Here is a 15,823-nt window from a genome sequence, read left to right as displayed (position 1 = left end):
TAAGGGTAAGGAGACAAAAACTATATGGATTCCAGTTTACAACAAAAGAAACCTCCATATTTGATGATTGCCATTCTATTTGTAGGTGCATTTGTATCATTTCTAAACAACTCACTTTTGAATGTTGCATTACCATCAATTATGGTTGACCTAAAAATTGACGATTATTCGACGGTACAGTGGCTGTCAACAGGCTATATGCTTGTCAGTGGTGTATTAATACCAGCTTCAGCCTTCCTGTTAACTAGATTTTCGAACAGAAGCCTATTCATTACCTCCATGGCCATTTTTACAGCAGGTACTGCATTGGCAGCATTTGCTCCTAACTTTGGCACATTGCTTGCAGGACGAATGATCCAAGCGGCAGGGTCTTCGGTTATGGGCCCGCTGTTAATGAATATCATGCTAATTAGCTTCTCCCGTGAAAAACGTGGTGCTGCTATGGGGATTTTCGGATTGGTTATGATTACAGCTCCTGCAATCGGACCAACATTATCTGGTTATATTGTTGAATTTTATGACTGGAGACTTTTATTTGAAATGATTCTTCCGCTTGCTGTAATCAGCTTGCTGCTGGCAGCATGGAAGCTTGAGAATGTTATGACACAAAATAAAAATGCAACACTAGATTATACATCGGTTGTATTATCTTCCATCGGTTTCGGCGGATTGTTATATGGTTTCAGCTCCGCAAGCTCCGACGGCTGGTCTGATCCAGTTGTATTAATATCATTGATTGCCGGTGCTATAGCATTGGCGGTATTCATCATGCGACAATTAAAAATGGAAGAACCGCTGCTTGATTTGCGTGTTTATAAATATCCAATGTTTGCGCTAGGCTCTGTTATTGCGATAGTTAATGCGGTTGCGATGTTTTCCGGGATGATTTTGACACCAGCATATGTACAAAACGTCAGAGGGATATCGCCACTTGATTCTGGTTTAATGATGCTTCCTGGTGCAGTTATTATGGGGATTATGTCGCCGATCACAGGAAGGCTGTTCGATAAATTCGGTCCCCGTGTTCTTGCCGTTATAGGTCTGGCTATTACAGGTGTATCGACATATATGCTGGCACATTTGCAAATAGATTCAACACATGCCTATATCATTCTTGTCTATACATTGCGTATGTTCGGAATGTCAATGGTAATGATGCCAATCATGACAAACGGCTTAAACCAATTGCCAACACGTTTGAATCCTCATGGAACGGCTGTTAATAATACAGCTCAGCAAGTTTCAGGATCAATCGGGACAGCGATACTTGTTACAATTATGAATACAGTCACAAAAAACGAAGCGGAAAGTATGATGGCTGGAGTAGATCCAGCTTCTGTGACAGAAGCTTCAGCTGCACTGCTTACACAAAAAGCGCTGCTTGAGGGAATTCAATATTCCTTCTACGTGACACTTGCTATTAATGCTATTGCTTTAATTCTGGCACTGTTTGTTAAACGAGTCGATACAAGTCAAGAAGCAGTTAAAGAGCTTGAGAAGCAAGGAAGCCCAAATAGAAAACCAGCAACAAACTAACAGCAAAAAAGGAATGATCTGGTGAGTCCAGTTCATTCCTTTTTTATTTTTCTATAACAGCTAGTTACTGCTGCTCATGCTTTGGGTAGTTTCCTACAAGATAGATGGCGCTAATAAGTCGTTTATTTATCCATTTTCTGTTTTCTTCTGTGTTTAAGTGGTCAAACACATGTTGTCTGCCTTTTTCTGTTGTTACATAATGGTGAGGCAGGTTGTTTAGGCTGTATGCAATTATATCCATTTTACACTTTTCGCACTTGCAAAAAAGCTGAAAATCTGGACTTAGTAATAAATAGGTAACAAGAGACTCTACAATTTCTTCCATCACATTTAAATATTTTCTTTCCATATCTATTACCCCTTTTGTCTTACTATATATTTATATCGGCTATTTTGTTGATTTGTTTAAATGAGATAATGATTTATTCATCCTTAAAGGTATTTTATACTGAAGTTAGGTGTAAAGGAGGGAGATGGTCAAGTGACAAGTGACGAACTTTATCAAGAGTTCCTCTATATAGGAAAGGCCTTAAATAAAAACCTTGGTATAACTCCTGTTTTATATGGGTCATTAGGGCTTGAAGTCGTAACGGGTATTAACTTTAACCCACAGGATATTGATATTCTTGTGCCAATATCTTATATAGAGGAGAAATGGCCCCTTTTAAAGGAAATGATGGAAAAGCTGTCGTATGAACTGACAGATTTACACGAGCATAAGTTTGAGAAAAATGGGTTTGAAATAGGGTTCGCCTATGAAGAAGACCTGCCTCACTTTGCAGGAGTTGCTTATAACCTGTTAGAAATGAAGGTGGAAGCAGAAGCGAGATTTAAGGTGTTGTCTGTTAAAGACTTCTTAGCCGTTTACCGGAAATCATCAAAAGACAGCTACAGGAAAACAAAAAACAATAATAAGGATTTAAAGAAAATCGCTATTCTTGAATGCCTCTGATTTTGTCTCCGATTTTTTTCCGTAATGACTAGTGCTTTTACCTAAGCAAGACGCTGGGTGGGTGAATATCTTATTAGGGATTATAAAGAGGAGGTAAACTACAGATGAATGAGATAGCTGCAAATTATGGATTTTACCAAAATGATTTAAGAAGACCAATTGGCTTTGGCAGACGCCCATTTTATCGTCCATGGGGTTTTCGGCCCGGCTTTGGTGCACCTTTCGCTGCGGGACTGCTAGGGGGTCTAGCTGCTGGTGCTCTTATTGGCGGCCCGTATTATGGAGGATATCCGTATTATCCATATCCGCCATACCCATACCCATACTATCCTTATTAATAAACTAAAAACGCCCAAACCACTGGTTTGGGTGTTTTACTTTTCTAGCGGGAATTAGGGAAAATCCTTGTTACTGTCTCAACAAATTCATCATATAAACCGCTGATTGGTTTGCCATTTTCAATATCATCAGCATAATTAGTGAAGCGATCATAAAAATCTGGATTTGAAGATACATACACATTATCAATTTCACTATCCGTATCCTTCACTCTGTCAGCGATTTTATCTTCTAGTTTATTTGTTACACCATCTTCTTGATTTCCTTCAAGCTGTACAGCAACAAAGGCATTTTCATCTGTCTTCATGACAACTGCACGTTTCACTTCTTTCATATCTTTTATCTTTTCAGCCGCTTTATCAGCTACGTCAAGGTCCGCTTTATTGCGTTCGTCTGAGTTATTGCCGATATTGTCAGCGTTCAAGTTGTTTTCGGTATTGTTATTATTATTATCATTCATGGCAGTGCCGTTATTATCATCATCATTGCCGCACCCTGTCATAACTGCTGTCAAGGCTGCGACTGCAAGCAAATGTTTTACTTTTTTCATGGCGCTAGAACCCTCCTTAATAAGTTTCAAATTCAGTTTTCCCTATAACAAACTTGAATATGTATGAGGAAGATTTGTGCCATTTATTGTATAGAAGGGCAAAGCAATGAGATAATAAAAAACAAAAAAGCCTATTATCAAAAGATACAGGCTCTTATGAACTGTGCTCATCTGGTTGCTGCAAGTTTAAAAACTCGCTTACTTGTTGTACATGCTGCTGCAATGAATAATGTTTGTATAAACTGGTTGCTGAGCGTATTGGGTCACCGAAAAAGAATCGTTCGTATTGAGTCTGTCTTGTGCCAAAAGCGCTCATCGTCAAATCCCAGCCTAACCGAAATATTTTATTGCGATCTTCCGCTTTTTTACTTGCACCTTGCATGTATTGAAGTAAATCATTGCGAATAGCAGAATGAAAAGACTTCTCTTGCGGCAATGTCACAAGTCCGCTTGCACCAATCAACTGAATAATTTCACTAAAACGGGGATAACTTTTCGAGAAAATATTGCTTGCAACTTGAAGAGGAAGGATATTTGGTACGAGATGTCCACATTGATCAGGCTGTGCATCATGCTCGGACTTTTCTAATAAAGCTTTCATAGTCTCTAATGCGATGATAATCTCCGCCATTTTTTCCTGTATATGTGAATACTCTCTAATGTCAATGGTGTCAATTATAGATTCGGCTATGCCTAATATGAATTCAGTTTTCTTTATTTGTCTTATCAGCACTTGATGCAATGCGTAGTGGTGAAAGGAGCTCCTATTCAAAAAGTCATTGGCTGCTTTAAGATTGTCATAGTAGAACACCCGATTCCACGGAACAAGAACATTGTCAAAGACGAGAATACAATCCATCTCCTCATATCTTGCGCTTAAAGGGTAGTCAACGAGTGAATCGCCGCCTGCAAAGGATTCTCTGCATATAAACTTAAGCCCTGGTGTATCTGATGCAATACTGAAGGCGAACGCTTCATTTTTATCAAATTTAGGTGCTCCGAAAACGAGTACCTCGTCTGTAATACCGCCTTGAGTGGCCAACAGCCGTGCCCCTTTAATTATTAAGCCGTCCTTGGTTCTTGCTACAACTTTTGCGGAAATTGGTTCCTTGCTGTCTTCCAAAAATACCTGGGACCGATTAACCTGTGGGGTGATAAATGTATGTGTAAAAGTCAAATCTTTTTCACGTGCTTCTTCAAATAAATTTTTAATATTTTCTGGAAAACAATTTTCTTCACCAGCGAGCAGTCCAGCAGATGAAGCCAGACTCATTATCACCGTATTTAAATAATCAGGGCTTCTGCCCATCATTCCATAAGTCGCTTTAGCCCAGGCTTCCATCATTGTACGTCTTTTCCGTAAATCCTCCATCGTTTTTGGCTGCAAATAGGATAAACCGACAGGATTGCCTGTAAGTGGAGAGGGAAAGGTCATGTCCTTTAATCTGTTCGGATTTGTCTGCATATCATATAAAGCAGCCTTTGCTTGAAGAATTCCTTTAAATGCTGGATGGTTGGAAGGCTTTTCCACTAGCTTGGAGCCGTCCAGCCAAATTTCTGTATTCATTCTGTCAATACGTTCAATTAAAGCTTTGCCACTGATTACACCCATAAAAAATCCTTCCCTTTATTTGTCATTTAGTGAACCAGACTTATTTAAATTATTTTATTATAAAGTTTTGATTCTGTTCCAATACAACGACAGAAAAGTGAGATTATTCGAAATAAAGAAATTTTTATGGTAAAATATAGTAATGTTTAGTGAGAGGATGGTTTGAAAAGATATGAAAAAAGTATTCAAATACTGTTATTTAACAGTAGCTATTCCAATTTTGTTTTTATGGTCAATCTTTTTTGATTCGAGCGGAAATTTAGGGTTATTTATCCGAGATGTATTGGAAGATACAAAATAAGAATTTATAAAAACAGCATAGTACATAACCAAAAAGATTAGAAAAAAGCAGGACAGCAATGTCCTGTTTTTTCCATTTAGCTTGCTGACGAGATATAGCTGTAACAGAAAAAATTGTCATAAATAACAAAAAAAATTATATGTTATGGGGAGCACACTGATAGGAGGTGATCCTTTTGGTAAGATTAAATACACTGTATCAAGACAAAGAGAGAGGCTGGCAATCCAAACAGATCATCTTTCAGACATCTCCATCCATAGGAGAAACCATTAAAATCGACAAAAAATTTTACAAAATCACTAATATCATTCATTATGCAGAGGATAGCAGTCTGGAAGTGATTGCACAAGCAGAGTGAAATAAATAAAAGGTATTGGCAAAAGTCAATACCTTGTTTTCATACCTACATTAATTGCCGCAAATAAACTATAATAAGTGAGTAAAATGTTTGGCAAACAAAGAGTTAATTCCTATGGTTGTCTTAATACCCATAATTGGATAGACAAGCCATGTTTAATAGGAGAAAATTATGTTATCGTATTAAGAATGTGAAGACATGGATGACAGTTATAAAACAATAACTTTTCGTCTGCAGCAAGGAGGATATGTTAGGTGAAAAATAAAAATAAAGAGAGACTTTTGATGGCTGTATGGCTAGTCTCGACTATTGCCACATTCGGCAGCCTGTTTTTTTCAGAGATTATGAAATATGAACCATGTAAGCTTTGCTGGTTACAGCGTATATTTATGTATCCTCTGCCGGTCATTGTTGGATTAGCTCTTATAAGGAAAGATTATAATCAAATCTGGAGCTTTTTATCATTAGCGAGTATAGGGTTTATCATTTCTCTTTACCATAATTATATTATGCTGTTTCCACCGGAATTAGGCTCATGTGGAAGAGTATCATGTACGACCGATTATTTTAACTTATTTGGGTTCATTACGATTCCTCTGATGGCATTGATTGCCTTTCTTCTTATTATTGTTTTATGTGTTGCTGGTTTAAAAATGGACAAGCAAGCAAAATTCATTGTCGAAAATGAGCAAGAATAAGTCGTCCGACACTAAGCTGCCAAAATGGCAGCTTTTTTTCATTTACCTTGTATTTTCTGTCTCTATGTTTAAACAATCTCCTGAAAAGGTAATTAACTTGTATACACTTCTTAGAATAATGGAAGTATAACTCACAATTTTTTCTTATAAGGGAGATAGTAGTACATGAAAACAAGCGAAGAACCTGGTTTTGTGAGAACATCTTCTACAGACCGCACAAGTAAGACAGGAAATGTGCAGAAAAAACAGAAGCTTTCACAAAAGGCATACTTAAAACTCATTACATTCATTTCAACTTTTGGAGGTCTTTTATATGGTTATGACACCGGCGTAGTAAATGGTGCTCTTCCCTATATGTCAAGAGAAGACCAGTTGAATTTGACTCCTTTTACACAAGGGCTAGTCACTAGTTCTCTTTTGTTCGGGGCAGCTTTTGGTGCTATTTTCGGAGGCAGGCTGGCTGACAGGAAGGGAAGACGGAAAACAATCATCAGCGTCGCATTTATATTTCTTATCGCAACAATCGGCTGTACATTTGCACCTAATATGGAAATCATGGTGTTAAGCAGATTTGTTTTAGGTCTTGCCGTCGGAGCTACATCGGTGACAGTTCCTGCTTTCCTAGCAGAAATGGCTCCTGCAGAGAAAAGGGGAAGACTTGTTACACAAAATGAATTAATGATTGTTACAGGGCAACTGCTCGCTTACATATTTAATGCAATCCTTGCGAATTCTTTCGGAGAAATGGGTAATGTTTGGAGATATATGTTAGTTATCGCAACACTTCCAGCAGTGCTGTTGTGGATAGGAATGCTAATCGTTCCGGAAAGTCCGCGCTGGTTAGCTTCGAAAGGTAATATAAAAGGAGCACAGGCAGTGCTTGAAAAGATAAGAGAAAGAGTTCAAGCACGAAGAGAGCTGAAGGAAATTGAAAATACAATCAAAGAAGAAGGAAAGCTTAAAAAAGCTACTTTTAAGGATTTAAAACTTCCGCATGTTCGCAGAATTATACTTATAGGAATTGGAATCGCCATGATACAGCAGTTAACAGGAGTAAACTCCATTATGTATTATGGAACAGAAATATTAAAGGATGCAGGATTTTCAACGGAAGCTGCCCTTATCGGCAATATTGCCAATGGAGTCATTTCCGTATTGGCGACTTTCGTAGGAATAGCCTTGCTTGACAAGGTGGGCAGACGCCCAATGCTATTTGTCGGCATGGCAGGGACAAGCACATCTCTGCTGCTTATCGGTATCATTTCGATTGTAATGAAAGGATCTGCCATGCTGCCATTTATTATTCTCAGTTTGACGGTGTTATTTTTAGCATTCCAGCAAGGTGCCGTTTCACCTGTCACATGGTTGATGCAATCTGAAATCTTTCCCCTTCATATGCGCGGGTTAGCGATGGGAATATCAATATTCTGTCTGTTTATGATGAATTTCCTTGTAGGATTGCTATTCCCTGTTTTATTTGATGCATTCGGATTATCGACTACCTTCTTCCTGTTTGTAGGATTAGGAATATTGAGTCTAATTTTTATAAAACGATTTGTTCCTGAAACGAAAGGACGCTCACTTGAAGAAATTGAGCATGCCTTCCGCAGTTCCAAGAAAAAGCTTGCAGCAAAACAAGGATAAAGAATGAAGACGTTCCTATTTAGAGGAGCGTCTTTTTTATGGTAATGGCCCGTTTTTGAAGAGCTGAGTCGCAGATGCAAGGCTTTAAACATTTTATATAAAATAGCTTTTTCTTATTTAAAGGACAGTGCCTTTTCCAATACTAGTATGTTGACAAATGAAGCGAGAAAATAATATTATAAATTTAGTACCTGATACTAATAGTTGGATATATAAACTGGTTATAAATTAACAAAGGGAGAGACAATCATGATATCTAAAGCAAGAATAACGGCAATCGGGACATACGTGCCTGATAAAAGGCTGACAAATGATGATTTGGCCCAAATGGTAGAGACAAATGACGAATGGATTGTGCAAAGAACCGGCATAAAAGAAAGAAGGATAGCAGCAGAAGACGAGTTTTCTTCCACATTAGCAATCAAGGCGATTGAACATTTGGCTGCAAACTCAAAAAAGTCACTTGAAGACGTAGACTTTATTATTGTTGCGACAACTACAGCTGATTTCAGCTTCCCAAGTGTAGCTGCCCAAATTCAAAAACATTTTCACATGAGCTCTACTGGAGTATTCGATTTAAGTGCTGCATGTGCGGGCTTCACATATGGCTTGCATCTCGCGAATAGTCTGATTACTTCAGGAATGCATCGAAAAGTGCTCGTCGTAGCTGCAGAAACGCTGTCTAAGGTGACTGATTATACAGATCGGACGACATGTATTTTATTTGGAGACGGTGCTGGTGCCATGCTCGTTGAATATGATGAGGAAAATCCTAGCTTTCTGGCATCCCATATGGGTACAAACGGAGAGGGAGGAATTCATGTGTACCGAACTGCCATGTCGGAGCAAATGAATGGTGAGCCTTTAAAGACAAACGGGAAGATGGTTCAAAATGGCCGCGAGGTTTATAAATGGGCGACAAGAACGGTGCCTGGAGCAATGGCAGAGCTTTTAAAAAAGGCAGATATGACGATAGAGGAACTGGATTGGTTCGTTCCCCATAGTGCGAATCTGCGAATGATTGAGTCTATTTGTGATAAATCAGGTGCGGCAATCGAAAAGACTTTAACAAGCATGGTACCATATGGGAATACATCCTCCAGTTCTATCCCACTGGCGATTCAACTAGGATTATATGACCAAAAAATTAAAGAGGGAGACAGCCTGCTTTTGTATGGTTTCGGAGGGGGACTCACACATCTAGGTCTTATTATCAAATGGAATTTACCTTCATATTGAATGATGTCAGGAAAGAGTTAACAGGCTTTTTCCTGTTTTTTTATGTAAGAAGTAATTCTCTCTTTACAAGAAGTAGGTGAAAAAATAGAATAATTGTTAGACGGTATGTTACTAGAAAAAATACATAATAAGCTTGAACGGATAATAGATAAACGGAAGGTTGATAGGAAAAATGATTCAAATAAGGAATGTGAAAGAAACGGATTTGGAAAGATTGCTAACCATTGAAAATGAAGGGTTTACAAAAGAAGAAGCAGCAACAAAGGAAGCCTTTTTAGAAAGAATTGCTTTAATAAAGGATACGTTTCTTGTTGCGGAAAAAGAGGGGAAAATCATTGGCTATATTAATGGTCCAATCATTCCTTATCCATATATAACAGATGATTTGTTTGAAAGTATTCAGCAAAATCCGTCTGCAGGCGGATTTCAAAGTATTCTTGGATTAGCGGTAGCAAAAGAGGCCCGTTACAAAGGGGTTTCCCTGCTTTTGATGAACAAATTAAAAGAGCTTGTAATTAAAAATAACAGACTAGGAATTACATTAACGTGCAAGGAAGAATTGATTCCTTTTTATGAGAAATTAGGATTTAAAAACCATGGTCTATCAGAGTCCCAGCATGCAGGGACAGCTTGGTATAACCTCATTTATAAAATATAGACAAGGATGGATAGTGCAAAGAAATATTCCTTATTGATAGGCATAAAATACTTTTAATACTGAAGGGATTTTAGCGATTGAAGCTCATTATTAATACCTTATAAACAATATGGACATTTAATTATAAGAATTAAATATTTATATTTTTTATAGTACATATAACAGAATAGGTTTTAAGTAGGTCTTTTCTTTTAAAGTAAAAGGCCTTTTGCTTATATTAAATAGACATATAAATATTGAAATCTACTACGCGAATGCCAAAATTGCGAAAGGAAGATGTTTGAACATACATTTTTATACTTCCTCTCATAGAATAAATATGTATTTAATATGAAAGGTTGGAGGCAATAAAGATGGATAATATTATTACAGTCCTGATTCCGTTTTATAACCCCGGGAGATATATACTTGATGCAATCAGCAGCATCTACGCACAGCCTTATTTCTCTTGGAAAATCTTGTTGGTTGATGATGGTTCTACCGATGAAAGTCCAGAGTTAGTAAAACAGTTTCTTGTCGATCCTAGAATTTCATATGTAAGACATCCAGAGAATTTAGGACAATCGGCTAGCTTGAATACAGGGCTGAGCCATATAGATACACCTTTTTTTGTACAGCTCGATCCTGATGATTGGCTTTATCCGAACACATTGCAAAGCATGGCTAATGAAGCGAAACAACAGCCGGAAGATGTTGCTGTGATCAGCGGCAATATCAATATTAGCTTTGAAGATGAAAATGGACAGGTTTATATGTCGCGAATCAAACAAGGCAGACATTATACTAATCCATATGATTTTTTACTTGCAAACACGTCTATATGGCCAAGATGCTACAGAACCTCTGCAGTAAGAGAGGTCGGCGGCTGGCCTGTAGATGATCCATATGGCGGAAGGTATGTCGAGGATATTAGAATATTGCTAAAGCTTATTGTCTCACACCGTTTTTATTGGATTGACGAGCTTATGCTTTATCATCGCAGACATAAAACGAATAATACGAACGAGAAAGACGAAACGGCTTCTTCCTTGCGTATGCTCATTGAAGAAACATTAAAAAGCTGGGGAGATGTTTATAGGCCAATTTTTAAATATGAAGAAGGCTATATGATTTTGGATGGGTTAGAACCGACACAAGAAAATGCGGATGATAATGCTTAAAGGAAGAAAAGGGAATATTGCTCTATCTTCCCTTTTCTTATGTATTTAGTCGTTATTTAAGAGCTTCTTTACCAAAGGTTCCCTCGAAAAGAGATTCTTTTAATGGGCGTCTGCCACTTGGTATTTCCCGTTCTTGCAAATTTTCCGGCAAGGCATCTTTTTCGCCTTGAAAGCCGATTGCAATTACTGCATGAAGTGCATACTCCTCTGGCACATTCAAAACTTGACGAGCTTTTTCTTTATCAAAGCCGCCCATAGCATGGGTAACCAAGCCTTTATTGGCAGCTTCTAGCGCAAGATGACTCCATGCAGTACCAGCGTCAAATGCATGCCACGCATTTTCTCCTCTTTCCGTCTTTGTTTCTGAAATAATAACAGCTAAAGCAGAAGCATGCTTGGCCCAAGTAAGATTTCCTGGCACAATAAAGGAATGAAACTTTTCTAAATCTTCCTGTGTACGAGCAATAACAAATCTCCAAGGCTGCATATTTGAAGCTGAAGGAGCCCAACGTGCTGCTTCAAAGACACTGAATAAAACCTCTTCGGAAATGTCCTTCTCTACAAAAGACCTCGGCGACCAGCGATTAATAAATTGGGGAGATATCTCAAAATCAGGCTTGCGAAAATCGTTTACTGTCATTCCTATTCCTCCTAGCTAATTTTAATAGCTAAAATATACCATATAAAAAGTTTAATAAGAAGTAATCTGTTGTAATTATCAGAAATCATTCCGCCAGAACTAGATAATCTAGGAAGAAATTCTTCCATAGCCCCTATTAGCAAATTGAAAAACATGGTAAGATTATCTGCGAGGAAATTGTCGGAGGAAAACTATGTCATTTTTAACTGGTGCTTGGCAGCTATTAAACTTACTAGTGCTGCTTGCTTTAGTTTATGGATTATACAAATTTTTAACATATAGATACAAAAAAGCGAAACGTTAATCTCATATGGAACTTAAAAAAGGTTTGGTGCGTATAAGCAGCAAACCTTTCAAATTTATCCTTATTTATCAAATAAAGCTTATTATCGTGTTAAAGGAGAGGGAATACAATGGGCAAAACAGTCTTGCTGGTAGTTGACGTTCAAGAGGCATTGATGGCAGAACATCCATATAATGAGCAAAAATTGGTGGAGAATATAAAGCTGCTGATAAGTGCTGCAAGGGATAATAATCAAGAAGTAATCTATGTGCAGCATGAAGACGATCCAGGCGAGGAACTTGAACGAAACACAGATGGGTGGAGAGTCTTTTCTGCCATTGCTCCCATAAATAAGGAGAAGAGATTTGGAAAACGTTATAATAGTGCTTTTCTAAAAACCGGATTGACACAGTATTTACAAGACAATGAAACGAGCACGATTGTTTTAGTTGGCCTGCAAACAGAATATTGTATTGATTCGACCTGCAAAAGCGCTTTCGAGCTAGGATTCGAAGTAATCATACCAGAAGAAACGAACAGTACATATGATAATGAGTTTTTATCAGGGGAAAAAACCTATCAATTTTATAACTACAAAATTTGGAATAAGCGGTTTGCGAAAGTTGTTCCAGTGAAAGAAGCAGTCGAACTATTAGCAAGAAGATGATTGTTAGTTTAATAGTACAGCCTAGTAAAAGCAGCTTTCTCACTCTACACCATGTAACTTAAAGGATAGCTGCTCTTTTTTATTCTTCAAGGATCTGCAAAGGATAATATGTACCGAAGAGATTTGTGTTAGGCTCTTGCCTGTCCCATTCATCCTAAGTAGCAGTCTTTCCTTTACGCTCCAATCAATCTCCTTTTTTAATAATCTCCTCTCAGAAGAACGAAAAGGTAAAAATATTCTGACCTTTCTGTTGAAGAAAGAAATTTCTGCTTATATCCTGTATAATGGAAAACGTAAATAACGACGAAAAATTATTATATTGCTTTAATGAGGGGTTAAATTGAAGAAAAGAAGAAAAGTAAGGAAGCTGCCGATTCTTATTCTGTTAATAATGATTGTGTATATTGGATACTTAGTGACCGCTAAAACCATTAAACATACGGAACAAACTAGATTAGTGAATTATTTGCCTGATATCATCAATGAATTAGAAAGAAATGACCTCGAACCTGATGAGTTTGCACCTGTTTTGCTTGCGATTATGGATCAGGAAAGTCATGGGAAAGGCACTGACCCGATGCAGTCATCAGAATCTGCGGGCCTGAGCCGAAATGAAATCACCGATCCGACTGAAAGTATTAAACAAGGAGTCTTCCATTTTTCTGAAATGTACAAATATGGAGAGGCAAACGGGGTAGACATTGATACGATTATTCAAAGTTATAATATGGGACCAGGCTATATTGATTACGTTGTCAGCAAGGAGACAAATCACAGTGAGGAAATAGCCAAATCCTACTCTGAATACATGGTAGAAAAATCGCCTGAGCTGTATACTTGCAATAACGATAAACTAAACTTCCGGTACCCTTATTGCTACGGTGATTATACATATGCCGGGAAGGTTACGGCAAAGCTTGAAGATATGAATAAGATTGTAGAGCATCACTCTTAAACTATGGAATAAGAAAATACAGACCAGTGGCATAAATTGCACCTGGTCTTTTTAATTTTTTCTATATTCATGACTGTGTTTGTTGAACGGAGTGAAATAAGATACAGAGTAATCCAAATTAATGATTTCACTGTATTCAAACACTTTACCATTTTCTAAAATTCCTCTATTAATAATCCGCATAGCTGCGCTTCCTTTTTTACAGTTAAGCAGTTCTGCATCTTCTTTCGTAATATTGATCGCATGATATGTTGTGATAAAGTGGGATATGTGATAACCGCATTGCTGAACATAATCATGAACAGAGCTTTTTATCTTTTCTTCATTAAGATCTGGAAAATAGGTAAAAGGAAGAACCGACGTTTCAATCTGCATTTTTTGATAGTCGACAATCCTGACTCGTTTATATTCCCATAATCGTGCATGAGGCAATTGGCGCAAATCAAATATCTTTTCTAATTCTTGATTAGGCTTAATTTTTTTGAAATAGATTATTTCAGAAGTGATTTCGTTGAACTTTTTTTCAGTTAATGAATTATAAATCAAGGGGCTTTTATATTTAGTGTCTGAAACAAAGATACCGGAACCTTGAATAATGGATACACACCCAATATTGACAAGTTTTTTTAACGCTTCTCTAATGGTATATCTTGAAACAGCATATATACTAGAAAGCTCCCGTTCTGTAGGGAGCTTTTGTCCAGCCTTGTATTTATTTTGATATATTTTACTAAGAATATCTTCTGCAATGAAATCTCGTTTTTTCATCATTATACCTCTATGATAAGATTAGTTTCCTCATATTCATGCAGGAGGCTAAGCAATAGATGTAGCTGTTACGGTGTGTGAATGCTGCCGTTTGGAATACGTGATTCTGTCCACTCATGCTTACGGTAGATGACAGGATATTTGCGTGCCAAATCCTCATTAAATTCAACGCCAATCCCATTTCTCTCGATAGGATAGATATAGCCATCCACTACTTCAACATTTCCTGGGAACATTTTTTTCGTTTCTTCATCAGGTTCCTGTACTTCCTGGATCGCCGCATTATGTAAATGAATATTTAAGTGTGTATTAACAGCAACACCTATTGGAGTCATATCCGAAGGTCCATGCCAAGCTATTCGCACACCAAAATTTTCGCATAAGGCAGCAAGCTTTAATGCAGGTGTGATGCCACCAATTTGGGAGACATGACAACGGATAAAATCGATGTGTCTGTTGACAATCAGATTGCGCCACTCAAGTGGGTTGTTGAACAATTCTCCTGTGGCAATCGGAGTGCTGCATTGACTTCTCAATCGTGCAAGCCATTCATTTTGATCAGGCGGAAGGATATCCTCCAGGAAGTAAGGTTTATATGCCTCTAAGTCCTTCGCAAGCTGCAGGGCATCATTAGGAAAAAGCCTTTCATGCACATCGTGCAGGAAATGAATGGAGAATCCGTATTTTTCCCGCAAGGCGCTAAACATTGCGACAACATCCCTGCGATAGATGTCCTGATCAAAAAATTCCCCTCCGCTAATTTGCGTAGGCAAATGCATCTTATGGTTCTTCCCGCCATATTTGCCGAGCTGGCAGCGAATATGACGATAGCCTTTTTCAATCAGCTTGTCGACTTCACTGAATAGCGCTTCTATCGTAAGGCCGTCCGCATGTGTGTAGGCAGCAATGGCATCCTTAGACTTACCTCCAAATAACTGATAAAGTGGCATATTAGCAAGCTTTCCTTTAATATCCCATAACGCCATATCAATACCTGCAATCGCATTATTGATGACAGGTCCGTTGCGCCAATACGCATTGACCATCATTACTTGCCAAATGTCTTCAATATGATTGGCATCCCGGCCAAGGAGCAATGGTTTTAAATATTCCTCAATAATTGTTTGAACTGCTAATGGGCGCTGTTGAAAAGTCGCACATCCATATCCATAAATTCCTTTATTTGTTACTACTTTCACCACAATAAGATTATGGCGATGCGGGTTAGTGACAAATGATGCAATGTCAGTAATGATTGTCGGTTCCAACTATTAATCTCCTTCTCTCTTCATTTCATTCGTGTCAAATCAAGTCATTTAGTGATTTCATTTAAGCACAGAGCCAATCTAGAAGTCAATTTGGTCAGGTAAGTAATCAGTATAAGTTCATTTACCATACCAATTTGCGGAGACAGGAAGGTTGAAACCCAAGTGAATAAAGGGATTCTCTCTTTTTTTGGTTAT

18 protein-coding genes are annotated in these 15,823 nt (G+C 37.9%); 12 read left to right on the top strand and 6 right to left on the bottom strand.

Annotated elements, in window-relative coordinates; translation table 11 throughout:
• Positions 1–24: 24 nt before the first annotated feature.
• A complete protein-coding gene (locus ACLIJJ_RS01805; RefSeq protein ID WP_411410490.1) occupies positions 25–1,536 on the top strand; it encodes a DHA2 family efflux MFS transporter permease subunit in 1,512 nt (503 codons plus the stop codon).
• Positions 1,537–1,600: 64 nt separating this feature from the next.
• On the opposite strand, the gene ACLIJJ_RS01800 is transcribed toward ACLIJJ_RS01805, so the two are convergent.
• The gene (locus ACLIJJ_RS01800; RefSeq protein ID WP_233313535.1) at positions 1,601–1,885 is read right to left on the bottom strand and encodes a late competence development ComFB family protein; all 285 of its coding nucleotides are present in this window, start codon (positions 1,883–1,885) and stop codon (positions 1,601–1,603) included.
• Between the two features lie 132 nt (positions 1,886–2,017).
• Between ACLIJJ_RS01800 and ACLIJJ_RS01795 the strand changes: the two genes are divergently transcribed.
• Both ACLIJJ_RS01795 and ACLIJJ_RS01790 read left to right on the top strand, forming a co-directional pair.
• Positions 2,018–2,488: a hypothetical protein gene (locus tag ACLIJJ_RS01795; protein WP_233313536.1), complete on the top strand. Its 471-nt coding sequence runs from the start codon at positions 2,018–2,020 to the stop codon at positions 2,486–2,488.
• Positions 2,489–2,592: 104 nt separating this feature from the next.
• On the top strand, positions 2,593–2,826 hold the full coding sequence (locus ACLIJJ_RS01790) for a hypothetical protein (protein WP_411410489.1): 234 nt from the start codon (positions 2,593–2,595) through the stop codon (positions 2,824–2,826).
• Positions 2,827–2,870: 44 nt separating this feature from the next.
• Here the strand turns inward: ACLIJJ_RS01790 and ACLIJJ_RS01785 are convergent, their stop codons facing one another.
• Complete coding sequence (locus ACLIJJ_RS01785; protein ID WP_233313538.1) at positions 2,871–3,377, bottom strand: YhcN/YlaJ family sporulation lipoprotein; 507 nt, start codon at positions 3,375–3,377, stop codon at positions 2,871–2,873.
• Between the two features lie 154 nt (positions 3,378–3,531).
• On the bottom strand, positions 3,532–4,989 hold the full coding sequence (hpaB, locus tag ACLIJJ_RS01780; RefSeq protein WP_233313539.1) for a 4-hydroxyphenylacetate 3-monooxygenase, oxygenase component: 1,458 nt from the start codon (positions 4,987–4,989) through the stop codon (positions 3,532–3,534).
• 172 nt (positions 4,990–5,161) lie between these two features.
• Here hpaB and ACLIJJ_RS01775 point away from each other — a divergent pair, with 172 nt between their 5' ends.
• The 7 genes from ACLIJJ_RS01775 (at position 5,162) to ACLIJJ_RS01745 (ending at position 11,047) form a co-directional block, all read left to right on the top strand.
• Positions 5,162–5,290 carry a hypothetical protein gene (locus tag ACLIJJ_RS01775; RefSeq protein WP_267913271.1) on the top strand — a complete coding sequence of 43 codons (129 nt, stop codon included), beginning with the start codon at positions 5,162–5,164 and terminating at the stop codon, positions 5,288–5,290.
• A 175-nt stretch (positions 5,291–5,465) separates the two neighbouring features.
• Positions 5,466–5,648 (top strand): hypothetical protein, encoded by a 183-nt coding sequence (locus ACLIJJ_RS01770; RefSeq protein WP_233313540.1) that lies wholly within the window; start codon positions 5,466–5,468, stop codon positions 5,646–5,648.
• A gap of 254 nt (positions 5,649–5,902) precedes the next feature.
• Positions 5,903–6,346 (top strand): disulfide oxidoreductase, encoded by a 444-nt coding sequence (locus ACLIJJ_RS01765; RefSeq protein WP_233313541.1) that lies wholly within the window; start codon positions 5,903–5,905, stop codon positions 6,344–6,346.
• 165 nt (positions 6,347–6,511) lie between these two features.
• Positions 6,512–7,990 (top strand): sugar porter family MFS transporter, encoded by a 1,479-nt coding sequence (locus ACLIJJ_RS01760; RefSeq protein ID WP_233313542.1) that lies wholly within the window; start codon positions 6,512–6,514, stop codon positions 7,988–7,990.
• 249 nt (positions 7,991–8,239) lie between these two features.
• Positions 8,240–9,229 (top strand): ketoacyl-ACP synthase III, encoded by a 990-nt coding sequence (locus ACLIJJ_RS01755; protein ID WP_237941598.1) that lies wholly within the window; start codon positions 8,240–8,242, stop codon positions 9,227–9,229.
• Between the two features lie 172 nt (positions 9,230–9,401).
• On the top strand, positions 9,402–9,887 hold the full coding sequence (locus ACLIJJ_RS01750) for a GNAT family N-acetyltransferase (protein ID WP_411410488.1): 486 nt from the start codon (positions 9,402–9,404) through the stop codon (positions 9,885–9,887).
• Between the two features lie 353 nt (positions 9,888–10,240).
• Positions 10,241–11,047, top strand: a complete 807-nt coding sequence (locus ACLIJJ_RS01745) for a glycosyltransferase family 2 protein (protein WP_237941597.1) — start codon at positions 10,241–10,243, stop codon at positions 11,045–11,047.
• A 52-nt stretch (positions 11,048–11,099) separates the two neighbouring features.
• On the opposite strand, the gene ACLIJJ_RS01740 is transcribed toward ACLIJJ_RS01745, so the two are convergent.
• Positions 11,100–11,687: a nitroreductase family protein gene (locus tag ACLIJJ_RS01740; RefSeq protein WP_237941596.1), complete on the bottom strand. Its 588-nt coding sequence runs from the start codon at positions 11,685–11,687 to the stop codon at positions 11,100–11,102.
• Between the two features lie 413 nt (positions 11,688–12,100).
• Between ACLIJJ_RS01740 and ACLIJJ_RS01735 the strand changes: the two genes are divergently transcribed.
• Together ACLIJJ_RS01735 and ACLIJJ_RS01730 are read left to right on the top strand one after the other, a co-directional pair.
• Entirely contained in the window at positions 12,101–12,637 is a 537-nt protein-coding gene (locus tag ACLIJJ_RS01735; protein ID WP_411229411.1) for a cysteine hydrolase family protein, read from the top strand.
• A 340-nt stretch (positions 12,638–12,977) separates the two neighbouring features.
• The gene (locus ACLIJJ_RS01730; RefSeq protein ID WP_282581393.1) at positions 12,978–13,592 is read left to right on the top strand and encodes a lysozyme family protein; all 615 of its coding nucleotides are present in this window, start codon (positions 12,978–12,980) and stop codon (positions 13,590–13,592) included.
• Between the two features lie 51 nt (positions 13,593–13,643).
• On the opposite strand, the gene ACLIJJ_RS01725 is transcribed toward ACLIJJ_RS01730, so the two are convergent.
• Together ACLIJJ_RS01725 and ACLIJJ_RS01720 are read right to left on the bottom strand one after the other, a co-directional pair.
• On the bottom strand, positions 13,644–14,363 hold the full coding sequence (locus ACLIJJ_RS01725) for a GntR family transcriptional regulator (protein ID WP_233313548.1): 720 nt from the start codon (positions 14,361–14,363) through the stop codon (positions 13,644–13,646).
• Positions 14,364–14,428: 65 nt separating this feature from the next.
• Entirely contained in the window at positions 14,429–15,628 is a 1,200-nt protein-coding gene (locus ACLIJJ_RS01720) for an enolase C-terminal domain-like protein (RefSeq protein ID WP_233313549.1), read from the bottom strand.
• Positions 15,629–15,823 lie beyond the last annotated feature (195 nt).

Source organism: Niallia laureatilytica (assembly GCF_046613985.1).
Taxonomy (GTDB): Bacteria; Bacillota; Bacilli; order Bacillales; family Cytobacillaceae; genus Niallia.
Note: the sequence above shows the minus strand (reverse complement) of the source record. Positions and strands in the feature narration are given on the sequence as shown.